Source organism: Psychroflexus montanilacus (assembly GCF_020164535.1).
Lineage (GTDB): Bacteria > Bacteroidota > Bacteroidia > Flavobacteriales > Flavobacteriaceae > Psychroflexus > Psychroflexus montanilacus.
In genome coordinates, this window is record NZ_JAIQZC010000001.1 from 1,094,686 (window position 1) to 1,115,585 (window position 20,900).

General features: G+C 37.4%; 22 protein-coding genes and 2 pseudogenes. 14 read left to right on the forward strand and 10 right to left on the reverse strand.

Features of this window, described 5'->3' with window-relative positions:
• Nucleotides 1–157 precede the first annotated feature (157 nt).
• The 4 genes from LB454_RS05150 (at nt 158) to LB454_RS05165 (ending at nt 2,563) form a co-directional block, all read left to right on the forward strand.
• On the forward strand, nt 158–1,402 hold the full coding sequence (locus LB454_RS05150; RefSeq protein ID WP_224463549.1) for a glycosyltransferase: 1,245 nt from the start codon (nt 158–160) through the stop codon (nt 1,400–1,402).
• Between the two features lie 24 nt (nt 1,403–1,426).
• Nucleotides 1,427–1,897, forward strand: a complete 471-nt coding sequence (locus tag LB454_RS05155; protein ID WP_224463550.1) for a hypothetical protein — start codon at nt 1,427–1,429, stop codon at nt 1,895–1,897.
• 154 nt (nt 1,898–2,051) lie between these two features.
• Nucleotides 2,052–2,273, forward strand: coding sequence for a hypothetical protein (locus LB454_RS05160; RefSeq protein WP_224463551.1), 222 nt, complete (start codon nt 2,052–2,054; stop codon nt 2,271–2,273).
• Nucleotides 2,267–2,563, forward strand: a complete 297-nt coding sequence (locus LB454_RS05165) for a type II toxin-antitoxin system RelE/ParE family toxin (protein ID WP_224463552.1) — start codon at nt 2,267–2,269, stop codon at nt 2,561–2,563. Before LB454_RS05160 ends, LB454_RS05165 begins: the two co-directional genes overlap by 7 nt.
• A gap of 39 nt (nt 2,564–2,602) precedes the next feature.
• Here the strand turns inward: LB454_RS05165 and LB454_RS05170 are convergent, their stop codons facing one another.
• Entirely contained in the window at nt 2,603–3,736 is a 1,134-nt protein-coding gene (locus LB454_RS05170; protein ID WP_224463553.1) for a glycosyltransferase, read from the reverse strand.
• On the reverse strand, nt 3,733–4,677 hold the full coding sequence (locus tag LB454_RS05175; protein WP_224463554.1) for a flippase-like domain-containing protein: 945 nt from the start codon (nt 4,675–4,677) through the stop codon (nt 3,733–3,735). The genes LB454_RS05170 and LB454_RS05175 overlap by 4 nt, the downstream gene beginning before the upstream one ends.
• A gap of 27 nt (nt 4,678–4,704) precedes the next feature.
• On the opposite strand from LB454_RS05175, the gene ruvC reads away from it, so the two are divergent.
• Entirely contained in the window at nt 4,705–5,259 is a 555-nt protein-coding gene (gene ruvC, locus LB454_RS05180; RefSeq protein WP_224463555.1) for a crossover junction endodeoxyribonuclease RuvC, read from the forward strand.
• A 40-nt stretch (nt 5,260–5,299) separates the two neighbouring features.
• Here the strand turns inward: ruvC and LB454_RS05185 are convergent, their stop codons facing one another.
• The 5 genes from LB454_RS05185 to hemW form a co-directional block, all read right to left on the reverse strand.
• Nucleotides 5,300–5,557: a Txe/YoeB family addiction module toxin gene (locus LB454_RS05185; RefSeq protein WP_224463556.1), complete on the reverse strand. Its 258-nt coding sequence runs from the start codon at nt 5,555–5,557 to the stop codon at nt 5,300–5,302.
• A 1-nt stretch (nt 5,558) separates the two neighbouring features.
• Nucleotides 5,559–5,813 carry a type II toxin-antitoxin system Phd/YefM family antitoxin gene (locus tag LB454_RS05190; protein ID WP_224463557.1) on the reverse strand — a complete coding sequence of 85 codons (255 nt, stop codon included), beginning with the start codon at nt 5,811–5,813 and terminating at the stop codon, nt 5,559–5,561.
• 55 nt (nt 5,814–5,868) lie between these two features.
• A complete protein-coding gene (locus LB454_RS05195; protein WP_224463558.1) occupies nt 5,869–7,641 on the reverse strand; it encodes a MutS-related protein in 1,773 nt (590 codons plus the stop codon).
• A gap of 77 nt (nt 7,642–7,718) precedes the next feature.
• Nucleotides 7,719–8,087, reverse strand: a complete 369-nt coding sequence (locus LB454_RS05200; RefSeq protein WP_224463559.1) for an MmcQ/YjbR family DNA-binding protein — start codon at nt 8,085–8,087, stop codon at nt 7,719–7,721.
• Between the two features lie 16 nt (nt 8,088–8,103).
• A complete protein-coding gene (gene hemW / locus LB454_RS05205; RefSeq protein ID WP_224463560.1) occupies nt 8,104–9,234 on the reverse strand; it encodes a radical SAM family heme chaperone HemW in 1,131 nt (376 codons plus the stop codon).
• 72 nt (nt 9,235–9,306) lie between these two features.
• Here hemW and LB454_RS05210 point away from each other — a divergent pair, with 72 nt between their 5' ends.
• From LB454_RS05210 to LB454_RS05230, 5 genes are all read left to right on the forward strand, one after another.
• A complete protein-coding gene (locus LB454_RS05210) occupies nt 9,307–9,807 on the forward strand; it encodes a DUF456 domain-containing protein (RefSeq protein WP_224463561.1) in 501 nt (166 codons plus the stop codon).
• 42 nt (nt 9,808–9,849) lie between these two features.
• Nucleotides 9,850–10,524, forward strand: coding sequence for a TIGR04283 family arsenosugar biosynthesis glycosyltransferase (locus LB454_RS05215; RefSeq protein WP_224463562.1), 675 nt, complete (start codon nt 9,850–9,852; stop codon nt 10,522–10,524).
• Between the two features lie 118 nt (nt 10,525–10,642).
• Nucleotides 10,643–11,473, forward strand: coding sequence for an OmpA family protein (locus LB454_RS05220; protein ID WP_224463563.1), 831 nt, complete (start codon nt 10,643–10,645; stop codon nt 11,471–11,473).
• A 369-nt stretch (nt 11,474–11,842) separates the two neighbouring features.
• Nucleotides 11,843–12,631, forward strand: coding sequence for an SDR family NAD(P)-dependent oxidoreductase (locus tag LB454_RS05225; RefSeq protein WP_224463564.1), 789 nt, complete (start codon nt 11,843–11,845; stop codon nt 12,629–12,631).
• Between the two features lie 9 nt (nt 12,632–12,640).
• Nucleotides 12,641–13,318 carry a haloacid dehalogenase type II gene (locus LB454_RS05230; protein WP_224463565.1) on the forward strand — a complete coding sequence of 226 codons (678 nt, stop codon included), beginning with the start codon at nt 12,641–12,643 and terminating at the stop codon, nt 13,316–13,318.
• Here LB454_RS05230 and LB454_RS14115 read toward each other — a convergent pair.
• A pseudogene (locus LB454_RS14115) lies at nt 13,315–14,033 on the reverse strand (flavodoxin family protein). The gene LB454_RS05230 and the pseudogene LB454_RS14115 overlap by 4 nt on opposite strands.
• Nucleotides 14,034–14,093: 60 nt before the next feature.
• Nucleotides 14,094–15,026 (reverse strand): LysR family transcriptional regulator, encoded by a 933-nt coding sequence (locus LB454_RS05240; protein ID WP_224463566.1) that lies wholly within the window; start codon nt 15,024–15,026, stop codon nt 14,094–14,096.
• A gap of 93 nt (nt 15,027–15,119) precedes the next feature.
• Between LB454_RS05240 and LB454_RS05245 the strand changes: the two genes are divergently transcribed.
• The 3 genes from LB454_RS05245 to LB454_RS05255 are packed head-to-tail and all read left to right on the forward strand — an operon-like array spanning nt 15,120 to nt 19,312.
• Nucleotides 15,120–15,422, forward strand: coding sequence for a hypothetical protein (locus LB454_RS05245; protein WP_224463567.1), 303 nt, complete (start codon nt 15,120–15,122; stop codon nt 15,420–15,422).
• 46 nt (nt 15,423–15,468) lie between these two features.
• Complete coding sequence (locus LB454_RS05250) at nt 15,469–16,947, forward strand: proton-conducting transporter transmembrane domain-containing protein (protein ID WP_224463568.1); 1,479 nt, start codon at nt 15,469–15,471, stop codon at nt 16,945–16,947.
• 4 nt (nt 16,948–16,951) lie between these two features.
• Nucleotides 16,952–19,312, forward strand: coding sequence for a DUF2309 domain-containing protein (locus LB454_RS05255; protein ID WP_224463569.1), 2,361 nt, complete (start codon nt 16,952–16,954; stop codon nt 19,310–19,312).
• Between the two features lie 56 nt (nt 19,313–19,368).
• Here the strand turns inward: LB454_RS05255 and LB454_RS14055 are convergent.
• A pseudogene (locus tag LB454_RS14055) lies at nt 19,369–19,620 on the reverse strand (endonuclease/exonuclease/phosphatase family protein); the annotation flags it as partial.
• 188 nt (nt 19,621–19,808) lie between these two features.
• Between LB454_RS14055 and LB454_RS05265 the strand changes: the two are divergent.
• Nucleotides 19,809–20,873: an AI-2E family transporter gene (locus tag LB454_RS05265; RefSeq protein WP_224463571.1), complete on the forward strand. Its 1,065-nt coding sequence runs from the start codon at nt 19,809–19,811 to the stop codon at nt 20,871–20,873.
• Nucleotides 20,874–20,900 lie beyond the last annotated feature (27 nt).

Genomic DNA, 20,900 nt, shown 5'->3' on the forward strand with positions numbered 1-20,900 from the left:
GAGGTTTTGAGTTAATGAAGCTGTGAGATTTAAGGTAGGATGAAAAATTGAGCTGAAACCTCCCCTACCTACTTAAAAAGTAATGAGAAAATATTCATAACTTCATTTAAAAAACAAGCTTTAATTCCGATTTTCGCAAAAATTGAAAGTAAAATCTATGGTGAATTCAAAATTAGTGATCATTGGTTTTGTATGGCCAGAGCCAAATTCTTCGGCAGCTGGTGGGCGGATGATGCAACTTATCGACTTATTTCTGAAAAAGAAATTTGAGGTGATTTATGCTTCCCCGGCCAAGTTTTCAGAGAATGCTGAAAACCTGGAACACCTCGGTATTACTCAAAAGCAAATTCAAGTTAACGACTCCAATTTTGATGAGTTTTTGAAAGAAGAGCAACCTACTCATGTGCTTTTTGACCGATTTATGATGGAAGAGCAGTTTGGGTGGCGAGTGGCAGAGCATTGCCCTAAAGCCTTACGGATTCTTGATACAGAAGACCTCCATTTCCTAAGAAAAGCAAGGCAGCAGGCTTACAAAGACCAAAAAGCCTTCAAAAAAAAGTACCTCTATACCGATATCGCTAAGCGAGAAATTGCTTCTATTTTGCGAAGTGACCTGAGTTTGATCATTTCCAAATCCGAAATGGACTTGCTTGTGAATCAATTTAAAGTCAACAAAGGGCTATTACTCTACCTCCCCTTCCTCTTAAAACCCATGAAAGATAGCGATATCGAGAATCTTCCAACCTACGAAGAACGTCAAAACTTTATCAGCATCGGTAATTTTTTACACGCACCCAATTGGGATAAAACCTTGTTTTTAAAAGAGGAGATTTGGCCACTCATCAGGAAAGAATTGCCAGACGCAGAACTCCATGTTTACGGCGCTTACACCTCACAAAAGGTGGAACAATTACACAATTCTAAACATGGATTTTTAATCAAAGGCAGAGCACCAAATGCCATTGATGCCATAAAACAAGCCCGAGTCTTACTAGGCCCACTCAGGTTTGGCGCAGGTCTCAAAGGCAAGTTTATAGACGCTATGCAGGCAGGAACACCCTCCATCACGACAACTATAGGCGCAGAAGGACTTTGCGGAGATCTTCCCTGGTGTGGAGAAATCGCTAATTCTCCTGAAGAAATCGCAAGAAAGGCTGTACTATTGTATAAGATGCCAAAGCGATGGAAGATTGGACAAAAAAATGGTTTTAAAATTATCAACAAGCGTTTTCAGCGTCGAGTGTTTGCAGCTAATTTCTTTAAACGACTCAAGAAACTTGAAAAGGACTTAGAATTACACAGACAGCAAAATTTTGTAGGCCAAATTTTGATGCACCATTCCACACAAAGCACCAAATACATGTCCTTGTGGATAGAATCCAAAAACAAAACTTCTACTTAAACAGCTTTTCATTACATTTACTTTATGAAGTTATGGACAAGCCTTTTTTTGATCTTGCTATTGTGTTCCTGCAAAGATTTTGACCTGAAAAAGCAATCTGCAGAGCAGATTATGGAAGAAGAAATGAAATCTATCAATTGGAAGGAAGTTGATTTTTATCCTACATTTCAAAATTGTGGCTCTGTAACCTCTAAATCAAAAAGCAAAACCTGTTTTGAAACTGAAATTAAAAACAACATTGGCAATCATCTGAGTCAGTATCAATTGAAAACTTCCAACAGTATTCGAGACACTGTTGTCCTAAAGCTTCACATTTCTGCTGAAGGTGACACCAAAATCAAAGATTTAAAAATTTCAGATCACATTGCCTCTCAAAACCCTGAACTTGAAACCTGGCTCAAAGAAGCTATTTCTCAATTGCCTGAAGTTTATCCCGCTCAGAAGAGAAGTGTCCCCGTCCCCTTGCATACAGAACTGCCTATCATCTTGAAGTGAGTCCTTATGATGTGAAGTAGTACTAAAAGTCATACGACTAGACTTGATAATAGATTAATTTTCAGGTTATAATCTGAAAAAGAGCCACATAAGCAAACCGTGAAATTCTATACGATTTATATAAATTGTATATTTGTTATACTAACTACACACAATGGATCTAGAAGCAAGAAAATATGAGTTTATTCAAAAGTTATTTGATGTAGACGAAAAAGTCCTTCAAAAGCTTGAAACTGTATTGAACAAAGAATCCAAAGAGACTCAAAGAATTTCTTTAAAACAATACAATAAAGAAATTGATGAAGCTATTGAAGATGTTGAGAACGGAAACTTTAACACACAGGAAGAAGCTAAAAAAATTGCGGAAAAATGGTAGAAGTTCTTTGGTCTGACTTAGCTCTTAAACAGCTAAAGAAGGCTTACGACTATATCAAAAAAGAGTCATTCCAATCTGCACTAAAAGTTCGTGATGATATCTTCCATGAAACCGAGAATCTAAAGCATAGTCCAGAAATTCACCCTCTGGATAAGTATCGAAAAAATAACGATGGGAGCATAAGAGCTTTTGAAATTTATAGTTACCGAATTGCTTACCAAGTCACACCTTTAGAAATAAGAATTTTAAGAGTTCGACATACAAAAAGAGAGCCTCTGAAATACCATTAGTCCTCCATTGGATTGTTTTTAGTTTATATACAAACTATACTATTCAGAATACCGCCTACCTTTCCAGTCGAACTTACCGAACAAGCTGGTTGAAGCAAAAAACAAAGTAAAGAACGGATAAACCAAACTAACCTTCAAAAAATCTGTCCAGCAAAATCCGAGGTTTTGAAGTTTTGCCATTCGGGACAAACTCCAGCCATCTATGATGAATTTCAACATAAACGCATTGATTAAAAATCCAAAAGATCTTGAATCCCAGAAGCCAAAAATCAAACTCAACACCAAAACCAATTGCATTAAAGTCACAAGAACACCGACGCTTTTCAAATACAAACTGTCTACAGAACTCGTTTTGCTAGCCCAGCGTCTTCGCTGTTGCCACAACTCATAAAAAGTCTCCACGGCTTTAGTCCAGACCACACTTTCAGGAGTGGATACATATTCGATGCAGTAACCTTTTAACTTAAAGCTTTGCAGCGTAAACACGTCATCCCCACTGGCAATGTTCTCTTTACCCTGATTCACATCAGCCTCTAGATAAGCCTGTTTTTTATAACACAAATTGGCCCCATTGCAAATCACTGGACGATTTCTGGCAAAACTCCCCAAGCCAAAAGCCTGCAAACTCAACATATCAAAATGCTGGTAATGCGACAAAAAAGAAGCCGATTTGGTCACCACTACTCCACCCGCCACCAAGTCGGCGTTGGTTTGTTGAAGTCTTGTATCATAAGTCTCCAGCCAATGTCTTGGCAACATTACATCAGCATCTGTCGTCAAAATGTAGGGATGAGAGGCTATCAAAATCGCTTTATGGATGGCGTTTTTTTTAGGGGTAAAATTTCCTTCTGAACCTGATATGAGATAGATTTTAATCTCACGATAGCGAGCTTGAAATGCTCTGGTTAATCTCCAGGAGGCGTCCTGAGAGGCATCATCCACTAAAATAATCTCGAATAAATCTTTAGGATAAGACAATTCTAAAATGGATCGAAAGAGAACAGGCAAATTTTCAGCTTCATCACGCATCGGTATAACCACAGAGAATTTGGTCGTGAGCCTGTCTGATAGTTCTTGAGAAGCTAGACTGAGTTTTGACAGTCCCCTGACCAACCAAATCATGTATACGATATACAAGCTTAAAATAAGATAGAATACTACAAGCCAACTCATAGTACTTTTTTAGGTTTAAGGGAAATAGGCTTTGGGTATAAAATCAATAAATTACCTATAAAAGCAGGGATTCCAAAATTAAAAATCCACATCAGTACATTCACTGCTAAAATAACTTCTGGAGCTATGATACCGTCAAGTAAAATCAGGCTTAAACTTGTCTTTAAAGTCGCATCCAGAATCAAAAACGTGGGTACAATAGAACTCACAAGATAAATCACAAACAAGATGGGCATCACTTGAATGTAACTCAGTTCGGGTTGAAATATGTAAAGCAACAAGAAAAATTGGTGGCTAAAAACCAAGTACCTCAACACCGAAAACAATAGAACTTTACGATGGATGACATTAGATAAGTCTGCTAATGAAATGATATAATCTTTGAACTTAATTAACCATTTAATTGACGGTTTTATCATAATAAAACAGATACTAAAAATCAGAATCGTTGCTAAAGCAATACCTATGGAGAATTTCAATGAAGTTGACAATTCTGAAAACATATACACTACTCCCAAAATCCCGAACAAGCAAGTCACTATGAGTTGGTAAAGTTGCCCGGTTAAGGTTTGTTTTAAAACTAAAGTTCTCAGTTGTTTTGGATAAAAACTGGCCTTAGCCCCAAATTCACCAATCTTATTTGGCGTAATTATGCTGACCGCATGCGCTCTCAAGGTCTCTGAAAAAGCTCTGTTGAACTGAATAGGGCTGTACTCTTTAAGTAAAGTTTTCCACTTTAAGCTTTCCAATGACCAATTCAGAAGTGAGAAAAAGAAAGCAATACATAGTAGCTGTCCTAAATAAGAATGACCAAAAACGAGTTGCCATTGAACCGAATTAATGTCCTCAAGAGCTTTATAAATAACAAAAAAACTAAGACTTACTACCAAAAGCTTGATGGCTGAGCTCCAGAATTGCTTAGTTTTGTGAGGTAACTGCATTCTACAAAATAACAAATAAATAAGCTATTGGCGACAGAACGAATCATTTTAGGCATCGATCCAGGAACCACCATTATGGGATTTGGCGTGATTGAAGTTGTAAACAAAAAAATGAAGTTTGTGCAACTGAATGAACTCATGCTCAAAAAATACGATGACCACTACACCAAATTAAAATTGATTTTTGAGCGCACCATTGAGCTTATCGACACTTACCATCCAGATGAAATCGCGATTGAAGCCCCTTTTTTCGGGAAAAATGTTCAGTCTATGTTGAAGCTTGGCAGAGCTCAGGGCGTTGCCATGGCAGCTGGCCTTTCCAGGGAAATCCCTATCACGGAATACCTTCCCAAAAAGATTAAAATGGCGATTACCGGCAATGGAAACGCCAGTAAAGAACAGGTGGCCAAGATGCTTCAGCAGATGCTCAAAATCAAAGAACTCCCCAAAAACCTAGATTCCACCGATGGACTTGCTGCAGCCGTTTGTCATTTCTATAACAGCGGACAACCCAATATTGGCACCCCTTACACTGGTTGGGATGCGTTTATCAAACAAAATGAAAAACGGGTGAAGAAGTAGAAATAGTAGGTAGTGGATAAATCAATATAGTTAAAAAAAATCAATCGTAATGGAATCTACATTTAGCTATTAATATTTCATCTTCTTTGTATTGATAGATGAGTCTATGTTCGCTATCGATTCGCCTTGACCAAAATCCAGAATATTTATGCTTTAAGGGTTCTGGCTTTCCTTTTCCACCGTAAGGGTTTCGAGCAATATCTTTCAAAAGTTGATTTATTTTCTTCAGCTTTTTTTTATCTGTTTTTTGCCAGTATAAATAATCTTCCCAGGACTCGTCAACAAAAACATACTTCATTTTAATCTTCGATTAAATCTTTGCTAAATGTATTTCCTGATTTCAATTTGTCAATCGCTGAATCTAATCTTGATTCATTTTTTCTGGATGATAATTCGTGATTTGTTGCCATCAACGAATTATATTCCTCTAAAGACATCACGACAATTCCTGAATCTTTGCCTCTGTTAATAATTAGAGTTTCTACATTTTTCACGACTCTATCCAAATAGGCCTTCATATCTTTTCTAAAATCTGAAACAGTTGTGATTTGCATAATAAAGTGTTTTGATATGTACAAATATATGTACAATATTTGAACTTTAAAACACCTACTCCACAATATCCATTTTCTTCAATAAGAAAGAGGCATTCATGTTTTTACAGATGCCGCGTTTCAAGGTGTAGTCAAAGTTGAGCTCATCATCAATAATTTCAGCATCGAAGTAGTAATTTTGTACCTGAGGCAATTCATCGGAGACTTCACACAAACTTAAGTCGTGAGTGGCGATGATCCCAATAGCTTTGGCTTTAACTAAGCGCTCTACAAACTTTCTGGAGCCAATCGCTTTATCGGTAGAATTGGTGCCTTTTAGAATTTCATCCAGAACAATGAAGTATTTGTCGGTTTGGATTTCATCAACAATATATTTCAAACGAGTCAATTCTGCAAAGAAATACGAGGCTTCATCTGCCAAAGAATCTACCGTACGCATACTAGTAATGAGTTTGGTTGGCACATACTCACAGGAGGCAGCACAAACTGGAAGTCCCACATTGGACATCACAATCTGAATGGACACCGTTCTCAAAAATGTACTTTTTCCGGCCATATTAGCGCCTGTGATGATGAAAAACTGATTGTCTTTTATTTCAAAATCGTTCCTCACCGCATCTTTGGGATCGATCAACGGATGGACAGCGCCTTCAGTTTTAGTAAAGCTTCCGCTGGCTTTAAGTTCTGGAAAGACATAATCGGGATGATTGAAATGAAAATTGGCCAAACTATTGTAGGCATCCACCTCTGCAATGACTTCAAACCAACTTTCGACTTGATTAGCATGCGCTAAAATCCATTTTTCAATTTTTAAAGATTGCGTCAAATCGCGGAGCATAAAACCGTTTAAAACAATGCCCAACAGAATATTATTACGTTGGTCCAATCCATCAATATGCTTGGAAAGCACTTTCAAAACCTGACTTGCTTTCGCAGCCTCGGAATGGATTTTGGACTGAAAAGAGCTTAATAACTCAGAATTAAATTCGGCGTCCTCAATCAGTTTTAATAGTTTAAAATACTGTTGAAATGTGCTTTGCGCCTGGCTCACATGACTGGAAAGTTCATTGATGCGTTTTAAGAAAGCGCCTGTAATTCCTAAGCCAATTATAAACCAGAGCAACAATTGAGCTCCAGAAATCACATTGAAAAAATAAGCTGCAATAACCACTAACGAAAGTACTGAAAACGCTTTTGGAAACCAGGACATCCATTTAGGAACAAAGGTCTTATAACTCGTAATCCAGCGGACGATACTACTGGCTTTGGTTTCAGTATCGACGAGCTTTGCGTCCGCGGTAAAGTTTTGCCTTAGTTCTACTTGTTCAGCTAATTCACGAATGGCTTCCTGTTTGGATGCGATGTGATCGATAGAATTGGACGTGAGCTTAGCTGCTAAATTTTCTTCGCCTTCGGTTAAGGCCGTTCTATTAAGGTATTGAAAAAAAGAGTGTTTACCGAAAATGTCGATATCCTGGCTAAATTCATGCTCTGGATTTTTGTACTGATCACCGGTGGGTAAGTCAGAAAATTCACGTTTTAAGACCTTGAGTTCGGTTTCGTTGAGCTGAAGCAAAGCTTTGAGTTTCGCTTTTTGGTACTGAATTTTAGAATGTCTGGTGACTAAAATGAGAAAGATGATGACTCCAAGGATGATGGAGCCAATAACGACTCTGGTGGAGGACCAAAAGAAGTACACCGAAAAGGCAATCGCTACAAAAATGGCCAGACGCAGCATGCTGGACCAGAATAATTGAGTTTTTATCGCTTTTAAATCTTTGGTGTATCGAGAAATAAATTCAGAATAAATAGATCCTGGAGTTGGCATAAGCATCACAATTGAATTGCAAAAATAGAAGTATTGAGCTATTAGCAACTAAAATTTCAGGAAGTTATCGCTAACGATTAAGGCAGCAAGCCCCGGCGCTTGGATTTGGGCAACTTACTCACCACCAGCTCGTAGCTGTGGTTGATAAGATGCAGGATGAATTTCTGCGACAACTGCGGCCCATCAACAACCACTGTATTCCAGTGTTTTTTGTTCATGTGGTATCCAGGGAAAACCTCATCGGGATAGTGTTCCCGGTAGTCGACAGCTTTTTCGGGATCGCATTTCAAATTGACGCTATGGTCGCCAGCTTCCCACTTTTTTAAAGACGTGAGGGCAAATAATTTGCCCCTGACTTTGAAAACAATTGTGTCGTTGTCAAACGGAAAATCCTCGGTCGCTTCGGGTTTGCTGAGACAATAGGCTCTAAGTTCTTCGATGTTCATTTTAATTGTATAAAAACTATTTCAAATTCAGCATAAAAAGCTCTGACGCAATCCCATCCGATAAGAATTTTCCTTCACCAGTAACTCTTAGTATATCCTTATCTAACGCCAGCAAACCCTGCTGCTGAAACTCCTGTATGTGCTCCATCAGATAGGCTGCGTAATTCAATCCAAATTCGGTTTCGACCACCTTTAGATCCACACCCCATTTGGTGCGAAGGCGGGTCATGATGTATTCGTTGTAGCGATCGGTAGTCGTTAGTTCTTCGCGTTCTGCAGGCAATTCTCCGGCGTCTATAGCTTTGATGTATTTCGAATTATTGTTGATGTTCCAGCTCCGAGTGGTATTGACAAAACTATGCGCAGAGGGGCCAATGCCCAGATAAAATTTACCCGTCCAGTAAGCTGTATTGTTTTGAGAAAAATAGCCTGGCTTTCCAAAATTGGAAAATTCATAATTTTCAAAATTGTTGCTTTGCATGGTTTCCACCAAAATGTCAAAATGCAACTTGGCTAAATCATCATCCACCGGTGGAATGATTTCTTTATCGATAAAATGTTTCAAAGCCGTATTGGGTTCCACCGTTAAGGCATAACTGGAAATATGAGGAATGTCGAGTTCCAGAGTTTTTGCCAAATTAGCTTTCCAGCGGTCAACACACATATCGGGGATACCGTAAATCAAATCGATGGAAATGTTATCAAAAAACTGCTTTGCCAGTAAAATAGAGGATTCTGCTTCTTTGGCATTGTGCGCCCGATTCATCAGCTTCAAATCTTCTTCAAAAAACGACTGAACACCGATGCTCAGCCTATTGACTTTAGTTCCAGACAGCATTTTCAAATAATCGAAATCCAAATCGTCTGGATTGGCTTCCAAGGTGATTTCTGGCTTATTTACTACTTTATATTCAGAATAAATCGTTTTAAAAATCAAATTCAAATCCGTTTCAGAAAGCAAGCTTGGCGTGCCTCCGCCAAAATAAATATTCTCTACCGCAGCTGGAAGCTCGTCTTTTCGCATGCTGAGTTCTTTGCAAATCGCCTGAACCAACTGACCTTTATGCTTTAGCGAAGTCGAAAAATGAAAATCGCAATAGTGACAAGCCTGCTTGCAAAAGGGAATATGAATATAAAGTGAGCTCATCAAATTTATTTCTTCAAAAGTAAGATTTACACCAGCGATTTCCTTAAGTTTAAGTTCGATTTTGGAGAAAATATGAGCATACTTTTGATCAGTTTAGGCTTTATCTGTTGCCTTGTAGGCATTGCTGGGAGTTTTTTGCCAGTTTTACCAGGCTTACCCATCTCCTGGATGGGGATCCTCCTCCTCTATTTTGTGCCAGAAGTGGACCTGAGCCCACAGCTTTTGTGGATCACGTTGGGTGTCACTCTGGTTATTTTTGCGCTGGATTACTTCATCCCTTTACTGGGCATCAAAAGGTTTGGCGGCAGCAAGTACGGGATGTTTGGAGCAGGAACCGGTCTGGTGATAGGACTTTTTACTCCCGTACCTTTCAGCATTCTAGTCTTTCCTTTTGTAGGCGCCTTCCTGGCAGAAATTAGCATTTCAAAAATGAAACAGAAACAGGCGTTAAGGGCTGCATTCGGCTCTGTGATCGGTTTTTTGGCCTCCACAGTGATCGAATTTCTTTCTGCTTTAGTGTTTACATTTATATTTACGTATCAGGTACTTCAGCACAGAGAATTTTTATTTTGAATTTGATAGAAGTTAGTTTTATGCCTTTAGATACATTGCTTTATGCTTATTAGTATCATTATACCAGCGTTGAATGAAGAAAAGTATATCGCTGAAGTCCTTGAACATACTTTAAAGCTTAAAGGCCGTTTTGAAGTCATCGTTGTAGATGGCGGCAGTCAGGATGAAACTTTAGAAATTGCCAGAGGCTTTAAAAAGATCAAAGTTTTTCAATCCAAAAAAGGCAGAGCCAGGCAAATGAATCACGGTGCAGGACAGGCTAAAGGAGAGGTGCTGCTTTTTCTTCATGCAGATACTTTCTTGCCAACTAGTTTTTATGCTGATGTTTCCAAATTAATGGAGAAGCCTGAGGTCGTAGGAGGGAGTTTCCGCCTCAAGATGGAGAGTTCCCACCCAATTTTCAAATTTTACCACTGGTGCAGTCAGTTTAGTATAGAATTTTTCACTTACGGCGATCACGCCTTATTTATAAAAACGGAAACGTTCAAAAAAATACAAGGTTTCAAAAACCTCAGCTTTATGGAAGATGTGGAAATCCAAAAGCGAATTCGTGAAGAGGGTAAATTCAGAAAATTAAAGACCTCGGTGACAACATCCAACCGGAGATTTCAAAAAAAGGGAGTCATCACTCAGTTGGCCATAGATGTTTTATTGGTAATCTTCTTCAAATTTGGAATTTCAGCTGATACTTTGAAACGCTTTTACCCTGATACTTAAGCAATAAAGTTTAAAATTAATAAAGTCTTCACTTTATTTTAATGAAATACTAAGGCTTATGTAAGACAATATTGCAGCAAATTTCCGTTATTTACATCAACTAAATAAAACAAATAATATGAAAGCCCAAAAAATAGTCTTAACCTTAGGTACAGTAGCTATCTTATCGAGCTGTGTTTCTAAAAAGAAATACACCGAATTGGAAAACAATCTGGACGAAACTAAATCTGAATTGATGCAGACTCGTACCGAAAAGGAAGAGCTGGAAAACCAAATGGATCAAATTGAAATGCGAGTAGAGCGTTACAATTCCAAAATTGCGTCTTTGCAAACAGAAAAAGACGGAATGATGGTAAGTGTTCCTAACGAAAGCCTAGTGCTTTCTGAGAAAAACAAGGAAGCGATGAGAAGAACTCTGAAAGACGTTCCTGCCTCTAAACTTTCTGGAGCAACATCGCTTAAGGATTCTTTAAACATCGCAATCTCTCACAACATTTCTAAGAAAATGGGAGATTCTGGAAAAGACTTAAATGTTTCTGTTGAAGAAACTATGGTAAAAATCAACATCGATGATAATCTACTCTTTGGAGATAGCAGTTTTAGAGTAGGAAATGATGCGGATGAGATTCTTTCAAGAATTGCAGAAGTCGTAAAATCTGAACCTTCTTTGGAAGTATTGGTTGAAGGTCATACTGACAACAGAACTGTAAAAAAAGATAGTTACATTGTTGATAACTGGGATTTGAGTGCGCGAAGAAGTGCAGCCATTGTAAGACGATTGGAAAGTAAATTCGACGTACCTTCAGAACAGTTAATTGTAGCTGGACGTTCTAGTTATGACCCAATTGCACCAAATGATAACAAAGACAATATGGCTAAAAACCGTAGAACACAAATTGTCATTATGCCTAACTTAGATAAGTTTTTTGCTATGCTTGGCGATGACTAATTTATTTTGAAATATTAAACAGCTTCAAATCCCTGATTATTCATTAATCAGGGATTTTATTTTGTGATCATTGTAATAGGCATTTTAAATTTTTAAATGTCCTCAAAGACTTCAGGTATTTTGTGTGTTCAATCTACGTCTTCACCTATAGCTAATTCTTTACAGCCAGGATGCTGGTAGAAAGTTGAGATTTACTTAAAAGCTGAATATCGCAAAACATGTAAGGTATCTCTAGCGAAATCTACCTAAGAAATTTGAATAAGAATTTTGAAAAAAATAATCCTAAAACAGATAAAATAAAGCTAAAAGCCTTTGGATTTAAAACTAAGATTTTACCTTCCAATTATTCATTAAAAAATTATACAATCTATGGAGCTTGAACATAAAAAAGTATTGATTACAGGGGGTAGCGCCGGAATTGGAAAAGAACTAATTAAACAATTTGTCGATCGTGGTGTAAAAGATTTTGCTGTGATAGGCAGGTCTCAAAGCAAACTAGATGCATTGCAAAAAGAATTTGAAGGGATAAATTTCATTCTCGTTGCTGGAGATGTTTCAAAATTAGAAGATATTGAGCATTTGCTGGAACAAGTGAGTTCCCACTGGGAGTGTATTGACTTGCTTATCAATAATGCTGGCGTGGTAAGCGCTGGAGCTTTGAAGGACATTTCTGACGAAGATATCGTAAATCAAATCAACATCAACCTGACTGGACTTATTCTTTTGACCAAAAAAGCATTGCCTTTGATTTTAAAAAGCAAAGAAGCTGGAATCATGAATATTTCCTCTGGCCTTGGGTTGATCGCCAAACCTTTCTACTCGGTGTATGCCGCCACCAAGGCAGGTGTCAAACATTTTTCTGAAGCCATGCGTAGAGAGTTGATTTTTGAAAACGTACACGTGATGACGGTTTATCCAACAGCCACCGATACAGGTATGATGACCAATGCAAAAGTTGATCACATGGATAGTACAGAACTTGTGGCTACCAAGTCTATAGATGGACTGCTAAACAAAAAGATAAATGTGATTTTGGGAGGAGAAAAACGACTTAAAGATGTAGATACCAACCTAAATGATCCATTGGAAATTGATAAAACGGTGATGGAAAATTACGAAGCTTATAAATCCAGAACTAAAGAACACCGAGCCATGTAAACTTCAGTTATGAAAAAAAGACCGCAGCTTTTAGTTTTTGACGTGAATGAAACCCTACTGGATTTACAGCCGTTGAAAAAACGTATCAACTCACTCTTAGACTCTCCAAAAGCCTTTGAAGACTGGTTTTCAAAATTGATTCAATTTGCAATGGTAGAAACCTTGACGGGAAACTATACCGATTTTGGTGACATTGGAACCGCAACTTTGAGGATGACTGCTGAAAAGCATTCAAAACTTATTTCAGAAGAAGACATCAAATCTTCATTGGACATCATCAAAAAACTAAAGCCGCATCCAGAGGTTAAAGAAGCTTTGAAAAAGTTAAAGTCAGAAGGGTTTAGACTTGTTGTTTTAACAAATGGTGGACTCAAAACCTTGGAAGAACAAATGAAGTATTCTGGTCTGGACTCCATATTTGATGCCTTGTATAGTGTAGAATTGGTTGAAAAATTTAAGCCGCATCCAGATACTTATCAGTTTGTTTTGAAACACGAGCAAACTGAAGCTAAAAATGCAATGCTGATAGCTGCTCATGCCTGGGATATCGCTGGAGCGCAAAACTCAGGATTACAAACAGCATTTATATCCAGACCTGGAAAATTTTTATACCCAATAAATAAAGAGCCAGATTTTATCTGCAATGATTTTGAGGAGCTTTTTCAGAAACTAACGCATTGGAATTAGCGGTATTCAGAATTTTCAAAATTCCATCGCGTCCCAGCATCCCAGTCCTTTCTGGAATTGCCGTAAGCTGGATAACCACCATTAGTTTTTAATATTTTAGCTAAATGCAAGAGGTTGTAAGTCATAAACCTTGTGTTTCTATTGGTGAAGTTTGAGTTGACGCCCTGAGTTTCATAAAGTTTTTCTCCATTCCACTCGTTGTCACCATAACTTGGCCCAGGACCAACCTCTCCAATCCAACCTGCATCGGATAGTGGAGGTATGCTATATCCCCTAATGCTGCAAAGCGTATAACATTCCCATCGCACAGTATTTTACATCGTCCTCGTTTCCAGTAATCACACAACCTCCAACTTTTCCATAATACACATACTGACCTTTTCATCATGATAGTCACTCAGGCGTACAACCGTCGATAACTTTGGTAGCGATAGAAGAACGTTCTCCTAACCAAATAGGAGTTCCTAAAACAAAATATCCGCTTCAATGATTTTCTCTTACAGCTTTGGCCAGTCATCTATATCTTCACCATGTTCCGACATGTCAGGCTGAACGCCTACTGGCAAATAATGATTTGCCGGCCCTATCACCTCTACTTCAACTCCTTTTTTTTCATGATTTCGATAGACACATTCATCAAAAGGCGAGTGTGGCTTGTATGTGGAGATTTTTTCAACGTACAATTAACGAAAACTGCTTTGAGACCTTTAAAAATGTGTTGTTCATGATAAAATGATTCAGAGTTTAATAGTTTTTAATTCTTATAAACTTGCACTCAATTTGAATTATAAGCTTTTATCCAGTTGAATTCCCTGTCTATAACAGCCTGTTTCTGAAGTTCCAGGTGGTCTAAAAAAGCCTTGGCAACAGGTGTTAAGTTTTTGGATTTCATCCAAATCATCTGCCATGATGTTGAGATAGGAAGGTCATCAACCTGGATAATTTGAAGGTCTTTTTCTTTAAGCTCATTTTTAATACCGATAAGTGGCATTATAGAAATTCCCAGACCTGCCATAACTGCTTGCTTCACTGCTTCATTGGAAGTTAACTCAATTTTCTTCCTGATTTGAAACCCGCTTTTGGAAATAAAATTCTCCATGGCGATGCGAGTCGCAGAACCATCCTCTCTGTAAATAAGAGGGAATTTTGAAAGTAACTGCTCCTTATCTAACATATCCTCTTTGGACAAATGCTTTCCTCCGACCAAAAAAAGATCGTTTTTAACCAGTTCAACTGAGTTGACTTTGAGTTTTTTGGGCAAAACAGATATAAGAGCAAAATCAACTTCATTTTTTTCTAAACTCCTTATCACTTTAGCTTTGTTGGTAACATCCATTACCAAATCAACTCCACTATGCTGGCTAATAAAATCTGACAAAAAATAAGGCATCACGTATTTACCTGTAGAGGCGATAGAAATTTTAATTCTTCCGGACAACTTACCTTCAAAAGCGCTGGTTTTGTAATTGATAGCATCTACTTCTTCCAGAATTTTTTTTGCTGCTAAGGCAATTTCTTTACCAAAATCAGTAACGTAGAGCTGTCTGCCAACAACTTCTGTGAGTGGAATTGAAAATTGATCCTGAAAGTTTTTAAGTTGAATAGATACTGCAGGTTGAGTGAGGTGAAGCTTCTCTGCAGTTCTTGTGATGCTTTTGCTATTGGCTATTTCAGAAAAAATGAGCAACTGATGTAAGGTATAATTCATAACATATTTTTATGTTTTATATAAAATATATAAATAAAGATTAATGAATCTAAAATATAATATTTGCATCATAAATCAAAATAAACTTCAATCATGGAAACCAAGCAAGCTTTACAAATTGACAAAAAAGAGATAAAACTTATTGATGGTGAGTTTACCCCAACCCAGGCCTCAGACATATTGAATGCGATGATTGACCAGAAAATCAATTTTCACAAAATTGAAAACCTTCAACACTGGGAGAAAAATCATGATAACGATCCAAAACCTTTTATAGATCGTATTCAGCAACTGGAAGATGAAAAAAAAGCTTTAGATACTTATATAACTCAAATCAAAAAAAGTGGCAAAAACGTAAGAATTGATGGACTCCTTAGCTTAAGTCCAATCGATTAATTCCTAAAGTACTTCAAGAATTTATTTAAAAAAGTAAGCCCAAACTATGGAACATGAAACCTTTTTAATCGAAAGCGATTCGCAAGATAAACTAAGGTCTTATCAACAATCCTCTATTCCATTCCTTTCTAAAATCTCTCCAGGCATCTATTGGTCTTTACTCCTATTGAGCATTGGCCTTATCGCATACTATCAAATTTTTGCGCCCGACTGGAATTACTCAGATGTATTGAGAATCAACAGTTTTACGCTGTTGATTTGGATTACTGTTTTGTTTTTTAGTTCAATCGTGAGCAGTTATTCTAAAAATTACCTGAGGGGGTTCAAATTTCAGAACCGATTTACAATTTTGAGTTTTGGATTCACCTTATCGGTTATGCTTTTTGTGATGGCAAATCATGTGCTGCTTTTAATAAGCTCCTGGCTTGCCATGGGGATTTTTATGGCGAAGTTGATTGGGGTAAATAAAACCTGGGGAGAAGCAAAAGAAGCTGAGAAGTTTACTTTAAAATATTTTCTTGCAGGCTCATTTTTTCTTTCCGTTGGAGTTTTGATTTTAAGTTATTCTACCAATAATTTTAGCTTGACCTTTCTAATGGAATTATCAGAAGTAGACTCATCTTCACTGTTCTTTATTTCTTCAGTACTCATCATTATTGCAGCCATCATTCAATCTGCAATCTTTCCATTTCACAAGTGGTTGTTGTCCGCAATGACCTCGCCTACTCCCGCATCAGCATTGATGCATGCTGGCTTCGTTAATGGGTCTGGGATTTTGCTTACTCTTTTCGCACCACTTCTTATCGTTTCTAATTCGCTTTGGATTTTGTTCATAATTGGGGGTGTTACTGCTATACTAGCCCAATTCATGAAATTGATTCAAGTTAACGTAAAACATAAACTGGCGTGCTCTACGATAGCACAAATGGGATTCATGATCATGCAGTGTGGTCTTGGTTTTTTTAATGCTGCTGTAGCACATTTGATATTACACGGATTTTATAAAGCCTATTTGTTTTTATCCTCTGGCGAACATATTGCTCAAACCTTTCCCCGGGAGACCCCTAGAATAAGAATCACTTTTCCTCAAGCTATAGTTGTAGTTGTATTTGGAATTCTGGGAGCACTCTTATTTTCACTACTTACTGGCAAAACCAATCTTACAGATAGCAGTGTTTTCTTAACGCTTATTGTGGCAATCACGGTTGGTCAAGCCACCTATAATATCGTGAAAGAAAACAGCCTCACATACCTTCAAAAATTTGCAGTTTCAGGTGGAATTTTTATAGCCGGCATTAGTGTTTATGCTTTGGTTTTCAATGGCATAACCCGTTTGATGTCTGAAATGCCAATGATACAACAGCCGCAAATACTCAATCCGTTAGAAATCATTTTTGGAGTAATATTCCTGATTGGATTTTTCATCATGAAACTAGGAGTACATACCAGGTTACCGTGGCTCTATGTTAGACTTTTAAACTTATCTCAGCCTTACAGGAAAACAATCCATTATTACAAAAAATAAGCTCATGACAAAAGGAACTATACTACAACAAATTGATTTAGCTTCTGCTGTAATTGGCAAAACATGGCCACTGTATGGGTTTGTGACTTCCAATCCTCTGACAGGTTACGAAAACAGACCTTTCAAAATAGCCATCAAAGATGCTGGAGAACTTATTGGAGGGGACCTTCTACCAAGTGCAGCATCGCTAAAATCTGCTTTGGAACTGGGAGAAATTGATGAACAGGAACTAGAACGCGTCTTCATTGAGAATAATTTACAACTCTCTCCTGAGGAAAGTCTGAAAGCAATTGAGTCTCAAAACAAATCCAAAATTAAAAATTCGAGTCATAAACTGGATAGTCTGGTAATCAAATGGCTCATGGCTTATATGGATGAAGGTCTTGCGGATTGGAAAATGCCAAACAAGGAGAAAGGATTTTATTGTGCATGGAAATCTTTAGTACGTTACGATAAAGAGATCAAACTCGATCCCTCTTTTTCTCTGCCAGATGACAGTTGCGAAGCTTTAAGACAACTACTCAAATACTATTCAAAAGAAGATCAGCTCAGAGTTTTTGAACGTCACCTTTCCGCTTTACCAGGCTGGACGGGTTACATTAAATATAGAGCGGAAACCAATTCAGACTGGCAAAGAAAATTCAGTATTACTTTGCAAGACTACTTAGCAGTTCGCTTGTTGATTGCTCGAAGTTTAAACTTCGAATTTCTTTCTTCAAAAGAAACCCCAGGTCATGAAAATAAAGCGAAAAATTATCAGTATTTGTGGCTGAAAGCCTGGGAGCTGACCTGGCAAAAAAGGTTTATAAAAGACATAAAAACTTCGCTTGACATCTCTGCAAAAACAAGTAAAGCAGAGGCCAGTAAAAATATTGAAGATGCGCAACTGGTGTTCTGTATTGACACACGTTCTGAGCTAATTAGAAGGCATATTGAATCCACAGGTCATTATGAAACCTTTGGATATGCAGGTTTCTTTGGAATTGCGATGGACTATCAAAACTTGGAGGATGGACTTATCAAGAAATCCTGTCCGCCTATCCTGGACTCAGCTTATAAAGTAACAGAAGAACCAAAAGAAGATCATAGCCCGCAAGTCAGAAATTATCTCAAAAAACAGGAGCAAACTAAGTTTACTCATTATTTTCTAAGACGAATGAAAAATATGCTCCCTTCTGCCTTTGGGTTTGTGGAAGGCTCGGGCGTATTTTATGGACTGACTTTATTTTTCAGAACTTTAATTCCTGGACGTCTTTATAATCCTGAAAAAAAAGAAAAAGATTCTTTTGAAAGTAGCTGTGAGCCAAAGTTGAATTCGCAAAAAAAAGAACTTAAGTCTTTAGATATCAGCCTGGAAGAAAAAACTGCCATTGTAAAGTCTGCGTTTGACTTAATGGGGTGGAAAACTTTTTCACCACTTGTTCTTTTCGTAGGACACGGTAGTCACACGGCCAATAATCCTTTTGGCTCAAGTTTAGATTGTGGTGCCTGTGCAGCAAGTCCAGGTCGACATAATGCAAGAATGCTGGCCAAACTCGCCAATCAATCCGAAGTGAGGGAAGCTCTAAAAAACTTTAATATTCAAATCCCTGACTCTACTTTTTTCCTTGGGGCAGAACATAACACTACCACTGATGAAATTGTAATTTTTGATTCTGAATTACCAACCTCTCACAAAGAAAAATTAGATGCGCTAAAGCAGAATCTGATAAAAGCTCAGGTTTCTGCCACTTCAGAACGATTGGGTGTTTCCAAACACAGTATAAGTGCCGCTCACGTCAAAACCAACGACTGGTCTGAAACCAGACCCGAGTGGGGACTTGCGAAAAATGCTGGCTTTGTTATAGGACCCAGAAAATTAACCCAAAAAATGAATCTTGATGGAAACTGCTTTCTACATTCTTACGATTGGGAGATGGACTTAGAAGGAAAAGCTCTGGAAGGGATCATGCAGGGACCTATGGTCGTAACTCAATGGATCAACAATCATTATTACTTCTCAACTGTAGATAACGAGACTTACGGTGGCGGTTCAAAGATATCACACAATGTAACTGGAAAGTTCGGCGTAATGCAGGGTAACGGAGGAGATTTAAAAATGGGTTTACCCCTACAGTCTGTGAATGAAACAGATGAAAAATTTTACCATAAACCTTTGAGACTTTCAGTTTTTATCAATGCACCGAAGGAAAGAGTCACAACCATTCTTCAACAAAATAATAATCTCAAATCATTGCTTGATAATGAATGGATTTATCTATTTGTGATTGACCCGACAAAAGAAAATAAAATCTCCAAATACAAGCATAATCTAGAGTGGCAGGCCTCGGAAACGTTTATTCCAACCAAACTTGAAAGAGTTTAAAATAAATAAAACCCATAGAGAATTTCTAAATTAAGGCTTCAGTATTGAAGCCTTAATTATTTGATATCAATTTTGACTCCTTCTGGTTCGAGTACAAATTTGACATAAAGCGGAAAGTGATCAGATCCAATTTCAGGAAGTCGCTGCAGGTCAATAAGGCTAAATTCCTGAGTTACAAAATAGTGATCTAAGGGCCAGCGCAAGAAAGAAGACTTGGAGTCAAACGTATTATATGGTCCTCGACCTAGTCTTACATTTTTTAAACCTCCGCTTTCTCCAAAAACTTTAGAAGTGTTGGACCACGAAACATCATTAAAATCGAGTTCCTAAATACTACTCGTATAAAGGTAGAATTTATCACTAGTCAATTTCATTTTAAATATTGACATTAAATACGCTAAAGGTAGATATTAATCAATTCTTAATACTTTTAACAATACATTTTAGTAGCCGCGCCCTTTCGTTTTGTACTTTTTCAAAATATATCTTTTATAAAATGACAAGAGGCCAAAAAATACTTTTATATAGCTCTGCAGGAATAATAGGCCTATACTTTTTATTCTTAGGCTTAATAGAAGCGAAGGGACTTCTGGCTCCATTGCTAACTGCGGTCGTTTTATCCTTAGTGACTTTACCCCTTTCCAACAGACTAGAAAGAAAGATGAATAGGAGCATTTCATCATTGATAAGTGTTTTTGTCCTTTTTCTGGTATCCTTAGGCTTCCTAACCCTGATTTCTTTTCAAATCCAAAATTTCGTTGATAGCTGGCCAAAAATCGAAGAAGCCATGGAGCCTAAAGTAGAGCAAGTGAAGGCTTTTGTTCTTGAGTATACTCTTTTTAGTGAAGAGGACTTAAGTACAACAGATGAGGAAAGTAAAAAAATGATTGAAGGAAATGTAGAAGATGCAGGAAAACAAGTCTTTACCATTTTCACTGGTATATTATTTTTCCTGGGAAATTTTTTACTTACTATAATTTATACCTTCTTTTTATTGAATTACAGAACACATTTCAAAAAATTCATTTTGAAATTATTCTCAGTCACTAAAAGTAGTGAAGTCAATAAAGTAATTCACAAGGTAGGAAACGTTGCTCAACAGTATTTGTTTGGCAAGCTGATTCTTATTCTAATTCTTGCCGTTTTATATTCTGTTGGATTTGGAATTTCCGGAGTAGATAATTTTATTTTAGTAAGCATGATAGCGGCATTACTTACCCTTGTCCCCATCTTAGGAAATGCCATAGGTGTCACCATTGCTATTGTATTCGGTTATCTTACAACAGGTGATATCAATGTGTTGATAGGAATTATCATCACCTACAGTGCTGCTCAATTTGTAGAAAGCTATGTACTTGAGCCTTTTATCATTGGAGATAAACTGGATTTACATCCTTTCATAATTATCCTGTCTATTATAATAGGTGGCTCTGTATGGGGAATTACGGGTATGATTTTAGCCATTCCTATTACAGGAATTTTAGGACTTATTTTTCTTCAAATCAGAATTCTTCACCCTCTCGGTTATTTGTTTAGTAAAGATGATGACGGAGTTGATTAAAGCCTGAAAAGGTTTATTAAATAATTC

What these genes read in the sequence shown, in the direction of transcription:
- LB454_RS05155 (WP_224463550.1), top strand. Translation starts at nt 1,427, where the DNA reads ATGAAGTTATGGACAAGCCTTTTTTTGATCTTGCTATTGTGTTCCTGC.
- LB454_RS05250 (WP_224463568.1), top strand. Translation starts at nt 15,469, where the DNA reads ATGGAACATGAAACCTTTTTAATCGAAAGCGATTCGCAAGATAAACTA.
- LB454_RS05230 (WP_224463565.1), top strand. Translation starts at nt 12,641, where the DNA reads ATGAAAAAAAGACCGCAGCTTTTAGTTTTTGACGTGAATGAAACCCTA.
- LB454_RS05150 (WP_224463549.1), top strand. Translation starts at nt 158, where the DNA reads ATGGTGAATTCAAAATTAGTGATCATTGGTTTTGTATGGCCAGAGCCA.
- LB454_RS05190 (WP_224463557.1), bottom strand. Translation starts at nt 5,813, where the DNA reads ATGCAAATCACAACTGTTTCAGATTTTAGAAAAGATATGAAGGCCTAT.
- LB454_RS05165 (WP_224463552.1), top strand. Translation starts at nt 2,267, where the DNA reads ATGGTAGAAGTTCTTTGGTCTGACTTAGCTCTTAAACAGCTAAAGAAG.
- hemW (WP_224463560.1), bottom strand. Translation starts at nt 9,234, where the DNA reads ATGAGCTCACTTTATATTCATATTCCCTTTTGCAAGCAGGCTTGTCAC.
- LB454_RS05160 (WP_224463551.1), top strand. Translation starts at nt 2,052, where the DNA reads ATGGATCTAGAAGCAAGAAAATATGAGTTTATTCAAAAGTTATTTGAT.
- LB454_RS05210 (WP_224463561.1), top strand. Translation starts at nt 9,307, where the DNA reads ATGAGCATACTTTTGATCAGTTTAGGCTTTATCTGTTGCCTTGTAGGC.
- LB454_RS05255 (WP_224463569.1), top strand. Translation starts at nt 16,952, where the DNA reads ATGACAAAAGGAACTATACTACAACAAATTGATTTAGCTTCTGCTGTA.
- LB454_RS05245 (WP_224463567.1), top strand. Translation starts at nt 15,120, where the DNA reads ATGGAAACCAAGCAAGCTTTACAAATTGACAAAAAAGAGATAAAACTT.
- LB454_RS05265 (WP_224463571.1), top strand. Translation starts at nt 19,809, where the DNA reads ATGACAAGAGGCCAAAAAATACTTTTATATAGCTCTGCAGGAATAATA.
- LB454_RS05170 (WP_224463553.1), bottom strand. Translation starts at nt 3,736, where the DNA reads ATGAGTTGGCTTGTAGTATTCTATCTTATTTTAAGCTTGTATATCGTA.
- LB454_RS05240 (WP_224463566.1), bottom strand. Translation starts at nt 15,026, where the DNA reads ATGAATTATACCTTACATCAGTTGCTCATTTTTTCTGAAATAGCCAAT.
- LB454_RS05215 (WP_224463562.1), top strand. Translation starts at nt 9,850, where the DNA reads ATGCTTATTAGTATCATTATACCAGCGTTGAATGAAGAAAAGTATATC.
- LB454_RS05185 (WP_224463556.1), bottom strand. Translation starts at nt 5,557, where the DNA reads ATGAAGTATGTTTTTGTTGACGAGTCCTGGGAAGATTATTTATACTGG.
- LB454_RS05220 (WP_224463563.1), top strand. Translation starts at nt 10,643, where the DNA reads ATGAAAGCCCAAAAAATAGTCTTAACCTTAGGTACAGTAGCTATCTTA.
- LB454_RS05195 (WP_224463558.1), bottom strand. Translation starts at nt 7,641, where the DNA reads ATGCCAACTCCAGGATCTATTTATTCTGAATTTATTTCTCGATACACC.
- LB454_RS05200 (WP_224463559.1), bottom strand. Translation starts at nt 8,087, where the DNA reads ATGAACATCGAAGAACTTAGAGCCTATTGTCTCAGCAAACCCGAAGCG.
- LB454_RS05225 (WP_224463564.1), top strand. Translation starts at nt 11,843, where the DNA reads ATGGAGCTTGAACATAAAAAAGTATTGATTACAGGGGGTAGCGCCGGA.
- LB454_RS05175 (WP_224463554.1), bottom strand. Translation starts at nt 4,677, where the DNA reads ATGCAGTTACCTCACAAAACTAAGCAATTCTGGAGCTCAGCCATCAAG.